Annotated in this window: 19 protein-coding genes, 1 tRNA gene and 1 pseudogene; 11 read left to right on the forward strand and 10 right to left on the reverse strand. The window is 68.0% G+C overall.

Features of this window, described 5'->3' with window-relative positions:
• Positions 1–66: 66 nt before the first annotated feature.
• From PGB26_RS07350 to PGB26_RS07365, 4 genes are all read right to left on the reverse strand, one after another.
• Positions 67–981: a hypothetical protein gene (locus tag PGB26_RS07350; protein ID WP_271637000.1), complete on the reverse strand. Its 915-nt coding sequence runs from the start codon at positions 979–981 to the stop codon at positions 67–69.
• Positions 982–1,707: 726 nt separating this feature from the next.
• Entirely contained in the window at positions 1,708–2,532 is an 825-nt protein-coding gene (locus PGB26_RS07355) for a hypothetical protein (protein ID WP_271637001.1), read from the reverse strand.
• A gap of 252 nt (positions 2,533–2,784) precedes the next feature.
• Positions 2,785–3,801: a hypothetical protein gene (locus tag PGB26_RS07360; protein ID WP_271637002.1), complete on the reverse strand. Its 1,017-nt coding sequence runs from the start codon at positions 3,799–3,801 to the stop codon at positions 2,785–2,787.
• Positions 3,798–4,307: an ImmA/IrrE family metallo-endopeptidase gene (locus PGB26_RS07365; protein WP_271637003.1), complete on the reverse strand. Its 510-nt coding sequence runs from the start codon at positions 4,305–4,307 to the stop codon at positions 3,798–3,800. Before PGB26_RS07365 ends, PGB26_RS07360 begins: the two co-directional genes overlap by 4 nt.
• A 120-nt stretch (positions 4,308–4,427) precedes the next feature.
• Between PGB26_RS07365 and PGB26_RS13900 the strand changes: the two are divergent.
• From PGB26_RS13900 to PGB26_RS07405, 8 genes and pseudogenes are all read left to right on the forward strand, one after another.
• A pseudogene (locus PGB26_RS13900) lies at positions 4,428–4,541 on the forward strand (DUF4244 domain-containing protein); the annotation flags it as partial.
• Positions 4,541–4,894, forward strand: a complete 354-nt coding sequence (locus PGB26_RS07375) for a TadE family type IV pilus minor pilin (protein ID WP_271637004.1) — start codon at positions 4,541–4,543, stop codon at positions 4,892–4,894. The pseudogene PGB26_RS13900 and the gene PGB26_RS07375, both read left to right, overlap by 1 nt.
• 37 nt (positions 4,895–4,931) lie before the next feature.
• Entirely contained in the window at positions 4,932–5,258 is a 327-nt protein-coding gene (locus PGB26_RS07380; RefSeq protein ID WP_271637005.1) for an Rv3654c family TadE-like protein, read from the forward strand.
• A 109-nt stretch (positions 5,259–5,367) separates the two neighbouring features.
• Positions 5,368–8,211: a type I DNA topoisomerase gene (gene topA, locus PGB26_RS07385; RefSeq protein ID WP_271637006.1), complete on the forward strand. Its 2,844-nt coding sequence runs from the start codon at positions 5,368–5,370 to the stop codon at positions 8,209–8,211.
• A gap of 29 nt (positions 8,212–8,240) precedes the next feature.
• The gene (tmk, locus tag PGB26_RS07390) at positions 8,241–8,867 is read left to right on the forward strand and encodes a dTMP kinase (protein WP_271637007.1); all 627 of its coding nucleotides are present in this window, start codon (positions 8,241–8,243) and stop codon (positions 8,865–8,867) included.
• A 51-nt stretch (positions 8,868–8,918) separates the two neighbouring features.
• Positions 8,919–10,076: a DNA polymerase III subunit delta' gene (locus PGB26_RS07395; RefSeq protein WP_271637008.1), complete on the forward strand. Its 1,158-nt coding sequence runs from the start codon at positions 8,919–8,921 to the stop codon at positions 10,074–10,076.
• Positions 10,073–11,638 (forward strand): alpha/beta hydrolase, encoded by a 1,566-nt coding sequence (locus tag PGB26_RS07400; protein ID WP_271637010.1) that lies wholly within the window; start codon positions 10,073–10,075, stop codon positions 11,636–11,638. The genes PGB26_RS07395 and PGB26_RS07400 overlap by 4 nt, the downstream gene beginning before the upstream one ends.
• An 82-nt stretch (positions 11,639–11,720) precedes the next feature.
• Positions 11,721–11,792 (forward strand) — tRNA-Thr (locus tag PGB26_RS07405).
• Between the two features lie 60 nt (positions 11,793–11,852).
• Here the strand turns inward: PGB26_RS07405 and PGB26_RS07410 are convergent.
• Positions 11,853–11,984 carry a putative transporter small subunit gene (locus PGB26_RS07410; RefSeq protein WP_271637011.1) on the reverse strand — a complete coding sequence of 44 codons (132 nt, stop codon included), beginning with the start codon at positions 11,982–11,984 and terminating at the stop codon, positions 11,853–11,855.
• A 5-nt stretch (positions 11,985–11,989) separates the two neighbouring features.
• On the reverse strand, positions 11,990–13,657 hold the full coding sequence (locus tag PGB26_RS07415) for a sodium:solute symporter family protein (RefSeq protein WP_271639615.1): 1,668 nt from the start codon (positions 13,655–13,657) through the stop codon (positions 11,990–11,992).
• Between the two features lie 497 nt (positions 13,658–14,154).
• Between PGB26_RS07415 and PGB26_RS07420 the strand changes: the two genes are divergently transcribed.
• Together PGB26_RS07420 and PGB26_RS07425 are read left to right on the forward strand one after the other, a co-directional pair.
• Positions 14,155–14,733 (forward strand): isochorismatase family protein, encoded by a 579-nt coding sequence (locus PGB26_RS07420; RefSeq protein ID WP_271637012.1) that lies wholly within the window; start codon positions 14,155–14,157, stop codon positions 14,731–14,733.
• Positions 14,730–15,275, forward strand: coding sequence for a DUF1697 domain-containing protein (locus tag PGB26_RS07425; protein WP_271637013.1), 546 nt, complete (start codon positions 14,730–14,732; stop codon positions 15,273–15,275). The genes PGB26_RS07420 and PGB26_RS07425 overlap by 4 nt, the downstream gene beginning before the upstream one ends.
• Before the next feature lie 78 nt (positions 15,276–15,353).
• Here PGB26_RS07425 and PGB26_RS07430 read toward each other — a convergent pair whose 3' ends face one another.
• Genes PGB26_RS07430 through PGB26_RS07445 form a run of 4 tightly spaced genes read right to left on the reverse strand, consistent with a single transcriptional unit; the run spans position 15,354 to position 18,855 of the window.
• Positions 15,354–16,172, reverse strand: a complete 819-nt coding sequence (locus PGB26_RS07430) for a PepSY domain-containing protein (protein ID WP_271637014.1) — start codon at positions 16,170–16,172, stop codon at positions 15,354–15,356.
• Between the two features lie 56 nt (positions 16,173–16,228).
• Positions 16,229–17,572 (reverse strand): sensor histidine kinase, encoded by a 1,344-nt coding sequence (locus PGB26_RS07435; RefSeq protein ID WP_271637015.1) that lies wholly within the window; start codon positions 17,570–17,572, stop codon positions 16,229–16,231.
• A complete protein-coding gene (locus PGB26_RS07440; protein ID WP_271637016.1) occupies positions 17,569–18,252 on the reverse strand; it encodes a response regulator transcription factor in 684 nt (227 codons plus the stop codon). The genes PGB26_RS07435 and PGB26_RS07440 overlap by 4 nt, the downstream gene beginning before the upstream one ends.
• Before the next feature lie 54 nt (positions 18,253–18,306).
• Positions 18,307–18,855, reverse strand: coding sequence for a type 1 glutamine amidotransferase domain-containing protein (locus tag PGB26_RS07445; protein ID WP_271637017.1), 549 nt, complete (start codon positions 18,853–18,855; stop codon positions 18,307–18,309).
• Between the two features lie 117 nt (positions 18,856–18,972).
• Here PGB26_RS07445 and PGB26_RS07450 point away from each other — a divergent pair, with 117 nt between their 5' ends.
• Positions 18,973–19,632 carry an IMPACT family protein gene (locus tag PGB26_RS07450; protein ID WP_271637018.1) on the forward strand — a complete coding sequence of 220 codons (660 nt, stop codon included), beginning with the start codon at positions 18,973–18,975 and terminating at the stop codon, positions 19,630–19,632.
• Positions 19,633–19,663 lie beyond the last annotated feature (31 nt).

Below are 19,663 nucleotides of genomic sequence, written 5' to 3' on the forward strand. Positions count from 1 at the left end.
TTCGGAGGCGAGGACCGAAACGGCGAGTTGGCACTTCGAGCCCGACGGTCTGGGGGACAACGGCGTTCAGTCGTTGCCATAGTCGTAGTCGCCAGGATCGTAATCCCGATCAACGGTGAACTCTGTGTCAAGTCCCGCCTGCACCAGGAACTCATGGCGATCGAGTACCAGCCGGCAGTTGCTGCACCCAAAGTAGTCTGCGTGAACTGTCACGACTTCGACCGGTGAGCCCCAGGTTTCTTCCGGGTCTGGCCAGACGACTTCGGTGTCGCCCGACTCCTCTCCCTCGAGCACGCCCTCGTTGCCACACACCGGGCACATCGCCGACGTCGAATGAGACAACCACCCCGACGCGTCGAAAGGTCGACTCAACTCGTCCCGAAGCGACGCCGACGTCGACGGGTTATCGCGCTGCTCGATGCGCTGGCGGGCTCGCTCAAGAAGCGCCTGAACATGCTCCTCAACATGAGTCTTGTGTTGCGAGAGGTAGGTTTCGACGCGAGGAAGCTCGGCGCTCCCGACGAGAGCATGCAAGTCTTGGTCGGCCGCGATGGTGAGAATAGCCGCCTGGTGCCAGTACTTCCCCCACCAGATCTCCTCGGGGTGCGGCGGGATCCCTGCGCCGCCGCCGTGCATATAGTCATTTCGAATCGCGCTGAACTGCGTTGCCTCCCTGCCGGAGAAAGGACGGAAGACGCGCTCAGCACGAGCCCACAGCGCCTTCGCTTGAATCGTCTGAACGCTCGCTCCATCGTGAGCGATAACGCCTAGCGTGGCGAGGACATGCTTTCCTTCGGCATCGGGCGGGATGATGAGTAGTGGGGACACCCTCGCGAGAGCCGCCTTCGCAAGGAACTCCAAAGCGGTGGTCGCCCAGAACACCCGCTCCCCAAAGTCACGTTCCTCATCCGAGGCCAGTGATCGTTTCGCGCAGAGGCGAGCCTTCGCCCACAGGTCATCGAATCCCGGGATAGCGGCCATCAGTATTCCCATCCTGTAGTCAACGCGATGCGGTGCACGCGCCGTGTCCTAGCGTCGACCGCTGCCGCACGACCATGCAACGTGAGGCGATTCGCAATCACCAAGACTTCGCCGGCCCGCGACCACTGGTGCGCCACCGCAGAGTTCGCGAGGGCCTTGAATTGGGATGCAGCTTCTCGCGCCTCATGATCCGTGGGAACCATGCACCCCGGGTCGTATCGCCAACGGCCGGAGTCATCGACGGCCCCAGCGTAGAACGCGTTCTTTCCGCCTCCAACACGAAAAACCCCGGAAAGCTGAGCAGGTGTCGGCTCCCCAGGCCGGCAGAGCATTGTGGGTGTTGGAGTTGGCTCGGTTGCCGAGAGGATGACGATATCGGGCATGCTACGGTGATGCGCGCCGTCAGTGTGCAGGGGTTGGGCTTCTGATCCAACGAGAGCACTGAGCGAATTCGGGTGTGCGTCCGCTCTGTCAACTACGCGGAGAGTGCCCACCGCCGGCTCGCCGGCACGAATCGGCACCGGAATCCAGTCGAGGCGCCTCGCATCGTCCAGTAGCCGTGATAGCTGCACCTGCCCCGATGTCCATCCCAGTTCGAGCGCCTCGTGCGCGAGTTCTTCGAGGTGTCTCATCGCGACGAGTGTGCCACATTCGCTCCGCAAGAGGGGCAAGCGGGGATACGGGGTTATCAGGCGACGACGGGCGGGGCCCCTCGCGCAGTCCGGTCTATCGGCCGGAATCGGCGATCAGCCTTCTGACAAACCTGTCGCTCTCTGCGGCGCTGGTCTGTCTCATCTTGAGCAACTTCTTGAGCCTTTTGGCGGAGCGGCGCTCGTACTTGTAGAGGAGGTCCGAGTTGGCCTTCGCCTGCTCGTAGTTGCTCATCATCTCTTCGAATGCTCTCCGCGCCTTATTCCGCAGGGATCCCGCTTCGTTGAGCGACTTTCGTATCTCGGCGCGCTCATTTTGAGTCAGTGGCGGATCCGAGTCGAGCCAGCTTCGCGCGGTGGCTTGGCGTCTTTCCGACTCACAGATGAACACAAGAAGCTTCGACGCTTCGAGAAGAGTTTCGTGGCGCGCGTTTCGCGCCTCCTCGTGATCACCTACGTACGTGCGGAGGTCAGCACGCATCTCTCGAATCAGCCGGTTCCCGGCCGACCATGGGTACGCGAACGGATCTCGGAGACCCCTGGGCGTGGTCGCTGCTGCAATCACGCGTGTCACCGGCAGATACGCGACCAGGAAGAACCCGTTAATGACTGCGATGATCGCAAGAAGCTTTGTGAAACGTGAACTCGTCCAATGCTCCCCACCCCAGGACACCCTCGAAAGAATCATCAGCGCTCGAACGAGGGCGTACGAGAGGAGGAACCAGGTTACGAAGAGCCACAGTGCCCACATCCACCGGTAAGAGCGGGATCGGATAGCGCGCTTCTTACCGAGCCGGCGCGCTACCAGCCTGGCTTCAAGGACGAGAGCGAGGGCGGCTACCGGGATGATTTGGGCAATTGCACCCCAGAAGGCGAGGTTCTCTTGGCTGATCGATCTCACCTCGAGAGGCTATCGAACGGCGCCATGGCCACTGGAACCGCTCTCGAGGAGCCGATTGAATGCGGTGAGCCTGCACTCGCTGCCCGACCCTATGCCTGCTCCAACCGCTCAGGTGACGATGTTATGCCTCCGAAGCGACGATGTTTGGCACTCCAAGTCTGTTGCGCTCCGGCGTCCTCTTCGCCGTGCCTAACCGACGTCCGAGAGCGGACGCGCCGAGTATCAAGCTGCAGATCCGCCCGTCAGGACCGGTCACTCGCTTACGCTTGCTGTCGCGCTTTCGACATCTTGGCCGCCAAGCGGAGGCGTGGCATCAAGCCCGTCGCCGTTTCCATTCTCGGGCTCCGTCTCGGCACCGTCCATTGACGTCTCGGATGCGTAGAGTTCCGCCATCGCGTCCTCGGGTACCGCAGTGAACTTCTCGTTGTCAGACGATGGCAGGTAGAGCGCGAATGGCCATGACTCATCGCTCGCGCAAGCATGGCAGAGGTCGATCACCTGGTCGCTGGTCAGCGGGCCTCCGCCGATCCCGGCCAGTGCTTTGTGGATTGGATCGCCCTGCTCGCGGTCGATGGCAAATACCGGGTATTCCCGGCCGTCCCACACTCCCTTCAGCAAGTGCGAGCCGTGGAACACGAAGTCCGACATGTAATGGATGTCTTCGCCCTGCCTGTGAGTGTCCGCGGTGCGAGCTGCGGCGGCCATGGCCCACGCGGTCTCGATGGACATCGTGAAGTAGCGACGTGAAGACAGACCAAACAAGCGGAAACCGGTGTCGATGCTCGGCCCGAAGTAGTCGTAGAGATACTTGGTGTACGCGCGTGTGCCAGTCAGGGCTTGCTTGTTGAGGAGAACCACTGCGCCGTCGGAGTCCTCGATCTCAGGCTTGCGAGGGATCGTGGACTCACTGTCTGGCCCGGGGAAGGTTGCGATGAACGCTCCACCCTTCAGGGCCAGTCCCCGGTCGGAAAGAACCTGATCCTCGTACATAGCCATGGCTCGAAGCCACACCCTCACAGCGCGGCTCACGTCGGCCTCTGAGGCGATCTCAACCTCGAACACCAGCTCGTCGCCGACCGCTTTCCACAAGTGGAAGACGCTCTCGGTTGTCTCGTCGATCTCGCGGTTCGCCTCAGCGATCATCTGGGGAAGCTCGCGATAGAAGCTCAGGAAGATCTTCTGCCAACCACGTGTCTTTTGCTTGAAGCTCGTGGAACCAACTAGATCACTCGACAGGAAGAGGACGGATCGAGCACCGCGCGCGCTCAACTGCGAAGCCCCAGCACCTGGGCTCGCACCTGAGCGGCACTCGGGGAGACGTTGAAGACCTGTGCAATCGACCACCAGTCTCCTGCGTGCTCGCGATATGCCGTGCGGAACGCCTCCTCCGGCATAAGGAGATGAGACGCAAATACATTCGCCTGGGTCTCTGCCCAGTTCCGCTGCCCACGTCCGAACGTCCGCATCCCGGTCGTCTTCGGATGTAAGTAGTGCAGGAAATAGTGGCCGAGCTCGTGTGCGATGGTGAAGCGGTCTCGTCGACTCGAAGTGAACTGCGGAATATGGATCTCGAAGTTCCCGGGCTCGTAGACGGTCAGCGCTTCCCGATCAAACAACTCCGGAGACATAGTGACGCGTCCACCTAGCGACGCCAGCAGCTTCTGAATGTCAGCGTGGCCGTTCGCGGAGTAGATCTCGTGATGGCGTCCAACGAGGTCGGCGTACTCGCCGATTGCCTTGTTGGAGAGCGGAGACGGCTCCGGAGTCCCGTTCATGGTCGCACCCCCTGTGCTCTTCAACTGTATCGGAGGCCACCGACCCTGGCCTGGATTGAGACGTCCGCCGAACAGTGTTTAAGAGGAGGAGCGCAAACCATAAATGAAGTATGTTTTTGAGTATCTATGACGGCCGCCGTGGCATTCGCGGGCCTGCTCGTCGTGATCATGCGCTCCGACGAGGTGAGGGGCATCCTCACCGACCTCGTCCGACGGGCGCTGACGGTCGCCTGATGCCACGCCCCTCTCGCGTACTCGGCGACGACCGCGGGTCGGTCGCCGCCGAGCTCGCGGTCGCCCTGCCGGCGGCCCTCATCGCGGTCGCGTTCGGTGTCGGAGCGCTCGGCGCCGCCGCGATGCAGGTCTCGCTGCAGGATGCCGCAGCCGATGCCGCTCGCCTGCTGGGACGGGGGGAGACGTCCGCTCGCGCAGCGGCGGTGGTGCGCGATGCTGTGGACGGGGCGTCATCGGCATCCCGCACGGCAGGAGACCTGGTGTGCGTGACGGCGTCGCTGGACATGCGCATCGGACGGCTGATCTCGGTGCCGCTGAGCGCGTCGAGCTGTGCCCTCGCGGGAGGGCTGTGATGGTCTGCGCAGGGGCGGTGCCCGGGAGGGGCGACCGATGAGCGGAACAGCGCTCGCCGCAGGGGTCGTCGCGGTCGCGGCCAGCCTCTCGCTCGGACTAGCGGCGGTCGGGGGCGCGGCCGTCACCGCGCAGCGCGCGGCGGGGGCGGCCGACGCGGCTGCTCTCGCGGCGGCAGACGCCGCGTCGGGAGCCGTCGCCACGGGGGAGGACGCCTGCGCTCTCGCCGCGCGCGTAGCCGAGGCATCCGGATCGGAGCTCGCCTCGTGCACCGTCGACGCTCTCACGGCAACGGTCGAGGTCAGATCCGCGTACTCTGGACTGGTCGCCGTCGCCCGAGCCCGAGCGGGGCCCCCGAAAAGCTGAACGTGCGACGCCCCTCGCACCGCCCGCGTGTCAGCCGATTCGCCGGAGGATCTCTCGGCTCACGCCAGGATCGCGGTGTGTATGGTGTGCTTCGAAGAAAGGACGCCCCTTGGCAGAAGGCAAGAAGCTCGTCATCGTCGAGTCCCCGACGAAGATGCGGTCGATCCAGGGATACCTCGGCGACGGGTACGAGGTGCTCAGTTCGGTCGGTCACATCCGCGACCTCGCCGACAAGAAGGACATCCCCGCCGACGACAAGAAGGCGTATGGAAAGTACTCGATCGACGTCGAGAACGACTTCGATCCCTATTACGTGGTGTCCGATCGCAAGACCAAGACGGTCGCAGAGCTGCGCCGCGCGCTGAAGAGCGCCGACGAGGTCCTGCTCGCCACAGATGAGGACCGCGAGGGCGAGGCCATCGCCTGGCACCTGCTCGAGACGCTCAAGCCCAAGGTGCCCGTCAAGCGCATGGTGTTCCACGAGATCACCAAGGACGCCATCCAGGCAGCCGTGGGCAACACGCGCGAGCTCGACCTCGCCCTCGTCGACGCCCAGGAGACCCGTCGCATCCTCGACCGCCTCTACGGCTGGGACGTCTCGCCGGTGCTCTGGTACAAGGTCAAGTCGGGTCTGTCCGCCGGCCGCGTGCAGTCGGCCGCCACCCGCATGGTCGTCGAGCGCGAGCGCGAGCGGATGGCCTTCGTCTCGGCCGAGTACTGGGACGTCGAGGCTCAGGCATCCGCTTCGGCGGGTTCAGCGACCCAGGGCGCCGCGTTCGGCGTGCGCCTCGTGCGCGTCGACGGCGGGCAGCTCGCCCGCGGAACCGACTTCGACGACGCAGGAAAGCTCAAGAAGGCCGTCGTCGTGCTGTCCGAGGCCGACGCCGAGGCGCTCGCCGCCGCGGTCGACGCGGCCGGCACCGCCACGGTCACGAAGGTCGAGGCGAAGCCGGGAACCCGCAGCCCCTACGCCCCGTTCACCACCTCCACCCTGCAGCAGGAGGCCGGGCGCAAGCTCTCGATGAGCGCCAAGCAGGCGATGAGCGTCGCCCAGCGGCTCTACGAGAAGGGATACATCACCTATATGCGCACCGACTCGGTCGCGCTGAGCACGCAGGCGATCCAGGCCGCGCGCAGCCAGGCCGTGGCCCTGTACGGCGATTCGGCCGTGCCGCTGAAGCCGCGGGTGTACAAGTCGAAGAGCAAGAACGCCCAGGAGGCCCACGAGGCGATCCGCCCCTCGGGCGAGACCTTCCGCACTCCCGCGTCTGTCGCCTCCGGCCTCGACCGCGACGAGCAGCGCCTGTACGACCTGATCTGGAAGCGCACCGTCGCCAGCCAGATGTCGGATGCGAAGTACGAGACCACCACGGTCACGCTCGAGACGCAGGCCGCCGACAAGCGGGTCGAGTTCACGGCATCTGGAACCGTCTACACGTTCAAGGGCTTCCTCGAGGCGTACGAGGAGGGCCGCGACGAGAAGCGCAACGCGCAGGACTCCTCGGCCGACCAGTCGCTGCCGGCGGTCGCGGTCGGCGACGAACTCGCCATCGGCGAGTCCGTAGCTAAGGGGCACCGCACCACCCCGAAGCCCCGCTACACCGAGGCTTCACTGGTGAAGGCACTGGAAGAGCACGGCATCGGCCGGCCGTCGACCTTCGCGAGCATCATCGGCACCGTGATCGACCGTGGGTATGCGACCAAGCGCGGGCAGGCCCTCGTGCCCACGTGGCTGGCGTTCAGCGTCGTGCGCCTGCTCGAGCAGCATTTCGCCGACCTCATCGACTACGACTTCACCGCCGCCCTCGAAGACGATCTCGACGCGATCGCCCGCGGCGAGCAGAACCGCGTGGAGTGGCTGAAGTCGTTCTACTACGGCTCCGAGAATCAGGTGGGCCTGCGACAGGTCGTCGACAATCTCGGCGAGATCGACGCGCGAGCGCTGAACTCGACGCGCATCACCGACGACGCCACGCTCCGCTTCGGCAAGTACGGCCCGTACCTCGAAGTCATCGACCCGGCGAACCCCGAGGCCAAACCGCGCATCGTCAACGTGCCCGAGGATCTCGCGCCCGATGAGCTCACCGCCGACAAGGCGCGCGAGCTGATCGACGCGCCGGTCGCCGGTGACCGCGTGCTGGGCGAGAACCCCGAGAACGGCAAGATCGTCGTCGTGAAGGACGGCCGCTTCGGCCCGTACGTGCAGGAGAACGACCCGGTCTCCGATGACGACGCCGTGGACGAGGCGACCGGCGAGGTCGTCGACAAGCCCAAGAAGAAGGCCAAGAAGGATGCTGCGCCCAAGCCGCGCACCGCGTCGCTGTTCCGGTCGATGTCGGTCGATACGATCGACCTCGACACCGCGCTGCAGCTGCTCAGCCTGCCGCGTGTGGTCGGTGCCGATCCTGCCACGGGCGAGGAGATCACCGCGCAGAACGGGCGCTTCGGGCCGTACCTGAAGAAGGGCGCCGACTCGCGCTCGCTGGAGAGCGAGTCGCAGATCTTCGATGTGACCCTCGAGCAGGCGCTCGAGCTGTACGCGCAGCCGAAGTACGGCGGGCGCAAGGCATCCAGCGCGCTCAAGGAGTTCGAGGCCGACCCCGTCAGCGGCAAGCCGATCCGCATCCGCGACGGCCGCTTCGGCGCCTACGTGACCGACGGCGAGACGAACGTGACCATCCCGCGCGGCCAGACACCCGATGACGTGACCTTCGAAATCGCCGTGCAGATGCTCGCCGACAAGCGCGCCAAGGGACCCGCGCCCAAGCGCGGCGCGAAGAAGGCTCCGGCGAAGAAGGCCGCGGCGAAGAAGACCGCGGCGAAGAAGGCGCCGGCATCGGACGCCGACAAGGCGGCTGCACGCTCCGAGGCGGCGAAGAAGGCGGCGGCCACGCGCAAGGCGAACGCCATCGCGAAGGCCGATGCGGCGCGCGCCGCAGCTCGTGCGCAGTGAGCGGGCTGACTGGAAGTGAAGGCGGGATCGTGACGTCGGCGCCCGGGCTGTGGATCACGCTCGAGGGCGGTGACGGCTCCGGCAAGACCACCCAGGCCGGGCTGCTCGCGCAGTGGATGCAGCAGCGCGGCCGCACCGTGCTGCACACGCGCGAGCCCGGCGGATCCGAGGTCGGCACCCTCATCCGCGACATCGTGCTGCACCATCGCGGCGACATCGCCCCCCGGGCGGAGGCCCTGCTGTACGCCGCCGATCGGGCACACCACGTCGCCACGGTCGTGCGGCCCGCGCTGGCTCGCGGGGAGGTCGTCATCCAGGATCGCTACCTCGACTCGTCCGTCGCCTACCAGGGCGCCGGACGCGTGCTCGACGCCACCGAGGTGCGCGACCTCTCGCTGTGGGCAGCCGAGGGAGCGCTGCCCGACCTGACCGTGCTGCTCGATCTCGACCCGTCGACGGCGCGTCGCCGGCTCGACGCGGACGACAAGCCGTTCGATCGTCTCGAAGCCGAGAAGGAGGACTTCCACGCCCGCGTGCGATCGGCGTACCTCGCGCTCGCCGCCGACGAGCCGCAGCGGTTCCTCGTGGTCGACGCCTCGCTCGACCCCGACGACATCGCCGCGCTGATCCGAGCACGCCTGTCGGTACTCCTCTGAGCCGGATGGGGCGGAGCAGCCGATGTCGACCCCGCGGATAGGCTGGAGCGCATGACAGCCCTCGCCACCGCGCCGTTCCCGTGGACGGACGTGTGGGGACAAGACGCCGCGGTGCAGACCCTTCGCCAGGCCGCTGACGACCCGGCATCGCTCTCGCACGCCTGGCTGATCACCGGCCCACCCGGCTCGGGACGATCGACGCTGGCCTACGCGTTCGCAGCCGCGCTGATCGCTGACGGTCCGCACGACGAGGCCACGATGCGTCAGGTGCTCGCCCGCACGCATCCGGATGTGACGGCGCTGCGCACCGACAAGGTGATCATCACGATCGCCGAGGCGCGAGCTCTGGTCGAGCGGTCGTACTTCGCCCCTTCCGCCGGACGCTACCGCGTGATCGTCGTCGAAGACGCCGACCGCATGGTCGAGCGCACGTCGAACGTGCTGCTGAAAGCGCTCGAAGAGCCGCCCGAGAAGACCGTCTGGGTGCTGTGCGCGCCGAGCGAAGCCGATCTGCTGCCGACCATCCGTTCACGGGTGCGCCCGCTGCGGCTGCGCGAGCCCGACGTCGACGACGTGGCGCGACTCATCGCCGCGCGCACCGGCGTCGACGCCACCGTCGCCGAGCAGGCCGCCCGCCACGCGCAGCGGCACATCGGCATGGCGCAGCGGCTGGCCACCGATGGCGACGCCCGTCGCCGGCGCGACGAGACGCTCCGCGCGGTGCTCGGGGTGCGCGGTGTCAGCACGGCGGTCGAGGTCGCGGGAAAGATCATCCAGGCCGCCACCGACGACGCGAAGGCGCTCACCGCCGAGCGGGACGCCGCCGAGCGAGCCGCCCTGCTGCGCACCGTCGGAATCGCTGAAGGACAGGCGGTGCCACCCGCGCTGCGCGCGCAGATCAGCGCGCTCGAAGACGATCAGCGCAAGCGCGCGACGCGCAGCCTGCGTGACGGCATCGACCGGGTGCTCACCGACCTGCAGTCGCTGTACCGCGACGTGGCCATGCTGCAGTTCGGCCGGGGCGACGAGCTGATCAACCGCGAACTGCGCGATGAGCTCGACCGCGTCGCCGCCCCATGGCCCGTCGAGCGCACCATCCTCGTCCTCGACGCGGTGGCCGCCACCCGCGAGTCGCTGGAGCGCAATGTCGCACCGCTGCTCGCCGTCGAGAGTCTTCTCGTGACCGTCTCCAGCGGAAGGACCCCGTGAACCGTCGAACCTCCGGGCCTCGATCCCTGCGCCCGCTGCGTCGAGCCGCCGCCGTGCTGGCCGGGCTCGTCGCGGCATCACTCGCGCTCTCCGGATGCCTGTACGCGCAGATACCCGAGACTCCCACCTCGATCTCCCGAGATCCTGACGGATCCGGCGTCTCGGCGGAGCTGAAGCCGTACTACTCGCAGAAGCTCGAGTGGGAGGCGTGCGGTGCCCGGTTCGACTGCACGGAGGTCACGGCTCCGCGCGACTGGGAAGACCCGACCGCGGGCGATCTGACCCTCGCGCTCATCCGGCACCAGGCGACCGGGCAGTTCGAGGGATCGCTGCTGATCAACCCGGGCGGCCCGGGATCGAGCGGCTACGACTTCGTCGCGCAGAGCCTGGAGTACGCGGTCGGGGCCGAGCTCATCGAGCGCTTCGACGTGATCGGCTTCGACCCGCGCGGCGTCGGCCGATCGAGCGCAGTCGCCTGCCTCGACGCCGAGCAGATGGACGAGTACAACTACGGCGTGCTCGACGCCCCGCGCGACACCCCCGAGTGGGAGGCCGAGATCGCCGCGCGCAACCAGCAATACGCAGATGCGTGCGAGGCGAACAGCGACGGACTGCTTCCGCACATCACCACCGTGAACTCGGCGCGCGACATGGATCTGATCCGGGCCGTGCTGGGCGACAAGACGCTGAACTACCTCGGCTACTCGTACGGGACGTTCCTCGGCGCCACGTATGCGAAGCTGTTCCCGCAGCGCGCGCAGCGGCTGGTGCTCGACGGGGCGATCGACCCGGCCGTCCCCGGGCTCGAGGTCGGCACGACGCAGGCGATCGGCTTCGAGTCGGCGCTGCGCGCGTATCTCTCCGGCTGCCTCTCCGGTGGTGACTGCCCGTTCAACGGCTCGACCGACGACGCCGTAGCCGACGTCCAAGCGCTGCTCGCCACTGTCGCCCGCACCCCGATCGAGAACGGCGACGGGCGGATGCTGACCGTCGACACCATGATCACGGGCATCATCACCGCGATGTACAGCGAGCAGAGCTGGCCGTATCTCACCCAGGGTTTCACCGCCGTGCTGCAGGGTGACCCGTCGGTGCTCTTCGCGCTCGCCGACAGCTACAACGGACGCGAGCCCGACGGCACCTACGCCGACAACTCCTCCGAGGCGTTCCGGGCGTACAACTGCATGGACTATCCCGTCGAGGACGACCCGGCCGCGGAAGCTGCGGCGATCGCGAAGATCGAGAAGCTCGCGCCCACGTTCGCCCCGTACTGGCAGGGGCCCGACCCGTGCGAGGTATGGCCCTACCCGCCGGTCGGCGTGCGCGAGCCGATCACCGCCTCGGGCTCTGGCCCGATCGTCGTCGTCGGCACGACCAACGACCCTGCCACGCCGTACGAGTGGTCGGAGTCCCTCGCGCAGCAGCTCGAGAACGGCGTGCTCGTGACCCGGGTGGGCGAGGGGCACACCGGCTACAACAAGGGCAGCGGCTGCGTCGACGATGCTGTCGAGAGCTTCCTCATCGACGGCACGGTTCCCGACGACGGGCTGCGATGCGAGTGATCGGCGGGCGGCACCCGCTCGGTTTCGCGCCCGCCCGATCGTCGTAGTAGGATCATTGCTTGTGCCGCAGTCCGCTGCGCACGCCACCTTAGCTCAGTGGTAGAGCATCCCACTCGTAATGGGAAGGCCGTCAGTTCGATCCTGACAGGTGGCTCAGCTCGGGCCCGGGATGCACAGCATCCCGGGCCCGAAGTGGTCTCAGCGGCCGCGACGATCAGATGATCGAGCGGTCCTCGGCCTTGGCCTGCTTCGCCTCCTCGACGAAGGCGCGCACGATGACCGTGAGCGTTCCCGCCACGATCACAGGCCACACCAGCACATAGGCGGTCAGGGCGATGGTCGACATGTCCATCATTTCCTCTCGTTCTCAGCCGACAGAGGCTTCTCGGTCTCGGTGAGCTGGGCGAGCTCGGTGTTCAGCTCATCGGTGTCGACGGAGTCGAAGTCGCCCGTGCGCTGCTTGATCAGATCGAAGTCGAAGTCCGCCTTCCTGCTCGGCAGCGTGAGGGCGACGCACACGATCGTCGACACGGCATACGCGATCAGCGATCCCGACAGCACCGGGTAGGTGTGCAGGAAGCCGATCGTGAACGGAGCCGATGCCAGCGTCGCCACCGTCGCGACGATCAGGGCGACGCGCTTGCCGAAGAAGCCGAAGGCCATCAGGCCCAGCACGACGCCGATGCCGATCGTCGAGAGCACGTCCGACACGATCCCGATCGGACCGTCGAGCTCGACCCATTCGAAGCGCACCGGCAGGAACGCCGCGAGGGCGACGATCACCGAGACGGAGAAGGCCAGGTTGGTGACGCGGTTCCAGTAGAAGCTGGCGATCACGGGGAACACGAGGGCGCCCCAGAGCGCGCCGACGAACACCAGCAGATCGAGGATGTTGAACTGGCTTCCCGCGAAGAACAGCCCGGCGACCATCGCCACGATCATCGTGATGCGTCCGATCAGCACCATGGTGCGGGGGTTCGCCTTCTTCTTGCCTGCGACGTTCTGGCCGTAGATGTCGGCCATCACGATCGACGACAGCGCGGTGAGATCCGCGTCGGCCGTCGACGAGAGCGAGCCGATGATCATGACGAAGAACACGCACAGCAGCAGCGGCGACAGATAGGTGGCCGCCATCTGCGGGATGAGGTTGTTCACGTCGCCGTCCACCGGGGCGACCCCGGCGTACAGCGCGATGACGCCGAGCATGCCGATGCCGATGATCGTGGCACCGTATCCGAAGGTCGCCGTCACGAAGGTCTTCTTGATGAGATCCTCGCGCACCGCGAACAGACGCTGCGCGATGGTCTGGTTGCCGATGGCGTATGCGAGCACCGCCGCGATGTAGGGAGCGCCCTGGTTGAAGAATGCGTCGGACGAGAAGAAGTCCGCCTGCTGCGGGGTGAGGTTCGACGCCCCGGTCTCGAACAGACTCGGGCCGCCGGCGGCGAGGAACACCACGGGGATGATGACGATCACGGCGCCCAGCATCGCGCAGACCTGCGCGAAATCGGTGAGCACCGACGCACGGAACCCCGACCACAGCGTGTACAGCAGCACGCCCGCGCCGATCGCGAGGATGCCCTGCGAGAACGTGAACGGCGAGAGCATGTCGATCAGCGCGCCGCCCGCGATGAGGTTCGAGGTGAGGCTGATGAGGCTGCCCAGCACGTTGGATCCGGCCAGCATGAGCTGGCTGGAGCGGCCGTGACGGGCGAACATCACCTCGGCGATCGTGTGCGCGCGCGGTGCGACCTGACGGATGCGCCGCCCGAACGGGTAGATGAGCAGGATCATCAGCGCGCCCCACAGCCCGTAGTGGATGGGCCCGGAGACGCCGTAGGTGTAGCCGGATGTGGCGGAGGCGTACATCGACGCCGCCCAGATCCAGGTGGCGGTCATGGACGCGGCTGAGATGCCGAATCCGATCTTCCCGCCGCCGGTCATGTACCCGTCGGCGTTCTCGGTGCGCTTGCGGATGCGCAGCGACATGTACAGGCTGCCGCCGAAGAACAGCAGCATGAGCAGGACCACGACGGGTCCGGCGAGTGTTTGCAGGTTTTCCACGTTTCTCTCTCTTGTCGAAGGGCCGGCGGCACTGCCGGTGGACGGGACGAGAGAGCGCTAACGCGAGGGGAGGGTGGCTTTGAGAGGGCCGGTGCGCAGAACGGCGGGGCTGGGGACGAAACGGACACTGGCCGGCATACGGTTCCTTCTCTCGGCGAGCACGCGCGCGGATGCCGCCTCCGCCGAGAAGCGACGCGTACGTGCGCGGAGGCCAGAAGCCTCCGTGCGAGCCGGAGAGAACGGGCGCTGCTCACGACGCAGGCGGTTCGTCGTGGCGCACCCAGGGCCGGACCTCAGGTCCTCATCGGGGCGGGCGCTCGTGACCGGGCGGCAGCGCTGCGAGCATGTCCGGCCCGCCTCTCCACGGTAGCAACCGGCCGGGGCAAGTCAAATGCGGCGGCGATCGCCTGCCGGGCGCACACCGCCTGCTCCTCTGCGCGTACGCTCAGTGGATGACCAGGGCTCTTCTCATCGTCGACGTGCAGAACGACTTCACCGAGGGCGGTGCGCTCGCCGTCGCAGGGGGCGACGCTGTGGCGTCCGCGGTGTCTGAGCTGCTGGCCGAGCATGCGGCCGACTACGACGTGATCGTCGCGTCGCGTGACTGGCATGATCCCGAGAGCGACAACGGCGGTCACATCGCGGCAGAGCCCGAATACGTCGACACCTGGCCTTCGCACTGCATCGCCGGGACGGAGGGTGCTGAGTACGACCCGCTGCTCGAGACGGCGGCGATCACCCACCATGTGCGCAAGGGGCAGGGTGTGCCGGCGTACTCGATGTTCGAGGGCGTGACCGAGAGCGGGGAGCGCACCGGTGAGATCCTCACGGCGCACGGGGTGACCGATGCCGATGTGGTCGGCATCGCCACCGACCACTGCGTGCGCGCGTCGGCGCTGGACGCCATCGCGCACGGCATCCGGGTGCGCGTGCTGACCGATCTCGTCGCAGGCGTGGCCGAGAAGCCGAGCGAGGCGGCACTCGCCGAGCTCGCGCATGCCGGCGCCGAGCTCGCCGTGGCACGCCCGTGACCGGGCGCTGCGCGCTGCTGCTGGGGGCGGTGAACGTGTCGGGCGCGAACCGGGTGCCGATGGCCGAGCTGAGGGCGCTGCTGTCGGACCGCGGCGGTCTGCAGAACGTGTCGACCTACATCGCGAGCGGCAACATCATCTGCGACACGCCCAAGGACCTCGCGCGCGCCTACGCCGATGTGAGAGCGCTCGTCGCGGAGGAGTTCGGGGTCGACACCCCGGTCATCGCCAGGACGCACGCCGAGCTCGCGCGGGCCGAGCGCGAGGATCCGTTCCCGGATGCGGAGCTCGACAAGATGGTGCATGCGATGTTCCTCGAGGGTGAGGCCGCTGCGGGCGCGATGGAGCAGGTCACCGCGCGGCTGCAGCCGGGTGAGCGCGTCGCGCTCGTCGGCCGCGAGCTGTGGATCGACTACGGCCGGGGCGGGGTCGCCTCGACCAAGCTCACTCGAGCTGTGCTCGACCGCGCGCTGGGCACGGCGGGGACGGGCCGCAACCGAAACACCGTGCGCACCCTGGTGCGGCTGACCGCGCCTGCCTGACCTCGCCCGTCGTCGCAGAGCACGGCATGCCAGAGCCGGGGACGGCCCTGCCGTCCCCGGCTCTCGGATGTGCGGGGCTCAGCTGTCGATGTCGACCCGGACCACGCCGAGATCGGCATCGAGCTCGACCTCGACCTCGTTGCGGTCGCCGCCTCGCAGCTCGATCTCGTAGACCGCGCCCGAGCCGCTCGTCGACAGGGCGTGGAACGCGCTCTCGTCCGCGCCTGCGTCGTCGGCTGCGGACTGGGCCGCCGCGAGGATGTCGCCCAGCCGGCCGAGGTCGATCAGCGGATCGGCCGCGTCGTCGTCATCCGCATCGTCGTCTCCGCGCTCGCGCACCTGGCCCTCCGCGGTGACGAACAGGTCGACTTCGGTGCCGTCGGCCAGGCGGGCGTCGATCTCGTAGCCTCCGCGCTCGACCTCGATCGAGGTGATGCCCTCGGCCGACGCGCTCTCGATCGCAGCCTCGGCGGCGGAGCGCAGCGAGGCTTCATCGACCGGCGCGGATCCCGCAGCGCCGTCACCGTCGCGGTCGTCCCGGTCATCGTCGCCGCGGCCCTGTCCCGGCTGGCCGTCATGGTCGCCGTCGTGAGAGCCGACCATGTGGATGCCCGGCCGCTCGTCGTCGTCGTCATCGGCCACGGCAGCGCCGATGGCGAATGCGCCGCCGCCGAAGGCGAGCAGCGCCGCGGCGGCACCGGCGCCGACCAGGATCCTGCGTTTGCGGCTCCGGCCACGGGCAGGGTTCTCCGTGCCGACGACCGGGGCGCCGGAAGCGGGCGTCGAGGGCCCGTCGAAACGCTCGGTCGGGGCGTCGGAGTCGGTGCGGTCGTGGGGCGCCGCATCCCGACCGGCGCGGTCATCGGAGGATGCGGGGGTCTTCTCGTCGTTGTCCATGATTCCACTGTGCTCCGCAGGCGGTGAAGCGCTCCTGAAGATGCCTGAAGACCTCTTCAGGCATCGGCGGAGCGCGGCAGCGAGAGGGTCATCAGCGCTCCTCCCGAAGCTCCTTCGGATGCCGTGACGCTTCCGCCGTGGGCGATCGCGATCTCCCGCACGATGGCGAGTCCGAGGCCGCTGCCTCCGGCATCCCGAGCCCTCGCCTCGTCGAGCCGCACGAACCGGTCGAAGATGCGCTCGCGCTCCTCGATCGGGACGCCCGTGCCGTCGTCCTCCACCTGCACCAGCACTCTGTCTCCCTGCTCCACGACGCGGAGGATGACTCGTGCATGCGCATGGCGCGCGGCGTTGTCGGCGAGGTTGCGCACCGCCCGAGCGAGCAGCGCCGCGTTGCCCAGGACGCGGCCGGGGCCGATCCCGCTCGCATCGACGGCGATCCCCAGACCGCGCAGCCGGTGCGCCTCGGCGAGGGCGATGTCGTCGAGGTCCGTCGGCGCCATCGGCGCTTCGCGACCCTCGTCGAGCCGGGCCAGCAGCAGCAGACCCTCGACGAGCTCCTGCATCCGCTCGCCCTCATCGAGCACGACGCGGCTCAGAGCAGCCAGCGAACTCGCCTCGGGATGCGCTGTCGCCAGCTCGGCATGCTGCCGGATGGTGGCCAGGGGCGAGCGCAGCTCGTGCGACGCGTCGCTGACGAACCGGCGCTGCGTGATCTGCGACTGCTCGAGGCGGTCCAGCATCCGGTTCATCGTGCGCGCGAGCGCACCCAGCTCGTCATCGCCGGCGGAGTCCACCCGTCGATCGAGGCCCGTCGCGTCGATGGCATCCACCTGTCGGCGCAGCCGCTCGACAGGCGCGAGGGCGCGGGTCGCCACCACCCACATCACCAGACCCACAAGGCCCAGCACGAGCGGCACGGCGACCGCCAGCAGCGCGGCCGATGCCGACACCGCCTCGTCGACTCCGGACAGGGATCGCGCCACGGTCAGCGTGCCCCGATCGGTCTCCTCGCTCGCGGCGAGGTAGGGATCGCCGTCGACCTCGATGCGCTGCGCCTGGTCGTCCGGTACGACGGGAAGAGCTCGGGCATCGTCGTCGTTCACCTGGTCGGAGTCAGCTGCAGCCCCGTCGTCATCGCGCTCGCCGTCGTGAGCGCCCCCGGGGCCGTGCAGCCGCACGAGGACGTCGTCGTCGATGGCATCCACCCGCCCCGGGCCGCGATCCAGCTGCGCCGAGATCGTGTCGACGTCCTGCTGCACGGCCGCGGCGACACCCTCGGTCAGCGTGGCCCGCAGCACCTGCACGGCGGCGAACGATCCGGCGATCAGGGCCGCGGCGACGATCAGCAGCGCACCGATCGTCAGGCGCGAGCGGATGGAGCGCAGCGGGGTGGTCATGCCCTGCCATCCCGCCCCGCCAGGCGATAGCCGGCGCCGCGCACGGTCTGGATGCTCTCCCTGCCGAAGGGGCGGTCGACCTTCGCGCGCAGGTGCCCGATGTACACCTCGACGATGTTCGCGTCGCCGTCGAAGTCGGCGCCCCACACGTTCGCGATGATCTCGGACCTGGTGACCACCTCGTCACGGCGACGCATCAGGAAGTCGAGCACCGCCAGTTCCCGGGCGGTGAGCGAGACCTCGCTGTCGCCGCGGAAGACGCGGCGTGCTGCCGGGTCGAGACGCAGGTCGCCGGCCTCGAGCACAGCCGGGCGCTCGCGCGCACCGCGGCGCACCAGCGCCCGGAGCCGCGCGACGAGAACGGGGTACGAGAACGGCTTCGTGAGCCAGTCGTCGCCGCCGATGTCGAGCCCCTCGACCTCGTCCCACTCGCCGTCCTTCGCGGTGAGGAAGAGCACGGGGGTCCAGTCGCCTTCGGCGCGCAGCGCCTGGCACACCCGGTATCCGCTCATGCCCGGCATCATGACGTCGAGCACGATCGCGTCATAGTCGTCGTCGCGAGCCCGGGCGAGGCCGTCGACGCCGTTGTGCACGACGTCGACGACCATGCCCTCGGCCTCGAGTCCACGACGGATGCCGTCGGCGAGGCGCACTTCGTCATCGACGAGCAGGATCCGCATGCTCACAGTCTGGCTGCTGGACCCTGAAGCGCAGCTGAAGCTCGAAACAGGGGATCAGGCGTGCTGTTCGCGGTGCTTGCCCTCGCCGATCTCCTCGACCACCTTCGCGCAGAAGGCCGGCAGGTCATCGGGTGTGCGGCTGGAGACCAGGCCCGCGTCGACGACGACCTCCTCGTCGACCCAGTTCGCGCCCGCGTTGCGCAGGTCGGTCGTGAGGCTGGGGTAGCTGGTGAGGGTGCGGCCGTCGACGACTCCCGCTTCGATCAGGATCCACGCGCCGTGGCAGATCACGCCGACCGGCTTGTGCTGCTCGAAGAATGCGCGGGCGAGATCGATGGAGTCGCGGTCCATGCGCAGGTGGTCGGAGTTGACGACGCCGCCGGGCAGCACCAGGGCGTCGAAGTCGTCGGCTGACGCGGAGGAGGCGGCGAGGTCCACGGCCTGGGCGTGTCCGTTCTTGCCCGTGATCTCGCCTGACTCGGGTGACACCATGGTCGCGGCGGCGCCTGCCTCGGTCACCGCCCGCCACGGCTCGGTCAGCTCGCTGTCTTCGAAGCCGTTCGTCGCGAGGAAGGCGACCTTCGCGTCGGAGATGCTCGTCATGATGCGTCCTTTCGATCGGGATGGGTGATGCCACTCTGCGACGCTCGAGCGCATCCGGGCAGGGGATGGCGAGGTGCCGCGACGCGTGGTACGGCGGCGCGTGCCTACGCTGGAGGGATGTCCGTGTCGTCGCATCCCCTGCCCGCGACGATCGCCGGCCCCGTCGAGCACGAGCTGGTGATCCGCAAGTCGCGGTTTCTGACGCTGGTAACCCCGGTGGACGGGCCGGACGCGGCGGATGTCGTGCTCGCCGGGGTCAGGAAGCGGTACTGGGATGCCAGGCACAACTGCAGCGCGCAGGTGACCGGGCTGCACGGCGATCGCGCGCGGTCGTCCGACGACGGCGAGCCGTCGGGAACGGCGGGCATCCCGATGCTGGAGGTGCTGCGACGCCGGGAGCTGACCGACGTCGTCGCCGTGGTGACCCGCTACTTCGGCGGCATCAAGCTGGGCGCCGGCGGGCTCGTGCGCGCGTACTCGTCGGCCGTCTCCGAGACTCTGGACCTCGCCGCTCTGGTCGATCGGCGGGTGCTGGATCAGGTGCGCCTGGCTGCTGCGCACGCGGATGCCGGACGCTTCGACAACCTGCTGCGCGACTGGGCGACACGCAGCGGGGCCGTGCTCGGGGAGGCCGTTTACGCTGCTTCGGCGCAGTTCGAGGTGTGGGCGCCGGCGTCAGCCGTGCCGAGTCTGCAGGCGGAGGTCGCGGCTCTCTCCGGCGGAGCGGTGGCGGCGGTCAGCACGGGAGTGCAGCGAGTCATCGACGTGCCGCGCTGACAGGAGGTGGTGGCTGCCGGGCTCGTCGGTG

Source organism: Microbacterium sp. nov. GSS16 (genome assembly GCF_028198145.1).
Classification (GTDB): Bacteria; Actinomycetota; Actinomycetes; order Actinomycetales; family Microbacteriaceae; genus Microbacterium.

What these genes read in the sequence shown, in the direction of transcription:
- PGB26_RS07410 (WP_271637011.1), bottom strand. Translation starts at nt 11,984, where the DNA reads ATGTCGACCATCGCCCTGACCGCCTATGTGCTGGTGTGGCCTGTGATC.
- PGB26_RS07415 (WP_271639615.1), bottom strand. Translation starts at nt 13,657, where the DNA reads ATGCTGCTGTTCTTCGGCGGCAGCCTGTACATGTCGCTGCGCATCCGC.
- PGB26_RS07435 (WP_271637015.1), bottom strand. Translation starts at nt 17,572, where the DNA reads ATGACCACCCCGCTGCGCTCCATCCGCTCGCGCCTGACGATCGGTGCG.
- PGB26_RS07445 (WP_271637017.1), bottom strand. Translation starts at nt 18,855, where the DNA reads ATGACGAGCATCTCCGACGCGAAGGTCGCCTTCCTCGCGACGAACGGC.
- PGB26_RS07430 (WP_271637014.1), bottom strand. Translation starts at nt 16,172, where the DNA reads ATGGACAACGACGAGAAGACCCCCGCATCCTCCGATGACCGCGCCGGT.
- PGB26_RS07380 (WP_271637005.1), top strand. Translation starts at nt 4,932, where the DNA reads ATGAGCGGAACAGCGCTCGCCGCAGGGGTCGTCGCGGTCGCGGCCAGC.
- PGB26_RS07395 (WP_271637008.1), top strand. Translation starts at nt 8,919, where the DNA reads ATGACAGCCCTCGCCACCGCGCCGTTCCCGTGGACGGACGTGTGGGGA.
- PGB26_RS07350 (WP_271637000.1), bottom strand. Translation starts at nt 981, where the DNA reads ATGGCCGCTATCCCGGGATTCGATGACCTGTGGGCGAAGGCTCGCCTC.
- PGB26_RS07375 (WP_271637004.1), top strand. Translation starts at nt 4,541, where the DNA reads ATGCCACGCCCCTCTCGCGTACTCGGCGACGACCGCGGGTCGGTCGCC.
- PGB26_RS07420 (WP_271637012.1), top strand. Translation starts at nt 14,155, where the DNA reads ATGACCAGGGCTCTTCTCATCGTCGACGTGCAGAACGACTTCACCGAG.
- PGB26_RS07440 (WP_271637016.1), bottom strand. Translation starts at nt 18,252, where the DNA reads ATGCGGATCCTGCTCGTCGATGACGAAGTGCGCCTCGCCGACGGCATC.
- PGB26_RS07450 (WP_271637018.1), top strand. Translation starts at nt 18,973, where the DNA reads ATGTCCGTGTCGTCGCATCCCCTGCCCGCGACGATCGCCGGCCCCGTC.
- PGB26_RS07365 (WP_271637003.1), bottom strand. Translation starts at nt 4,307, where the DNA reads ATGAACGGGACTCCGGAGCCGTCTCCGCTCTCCAACAAGGCAATCGGC.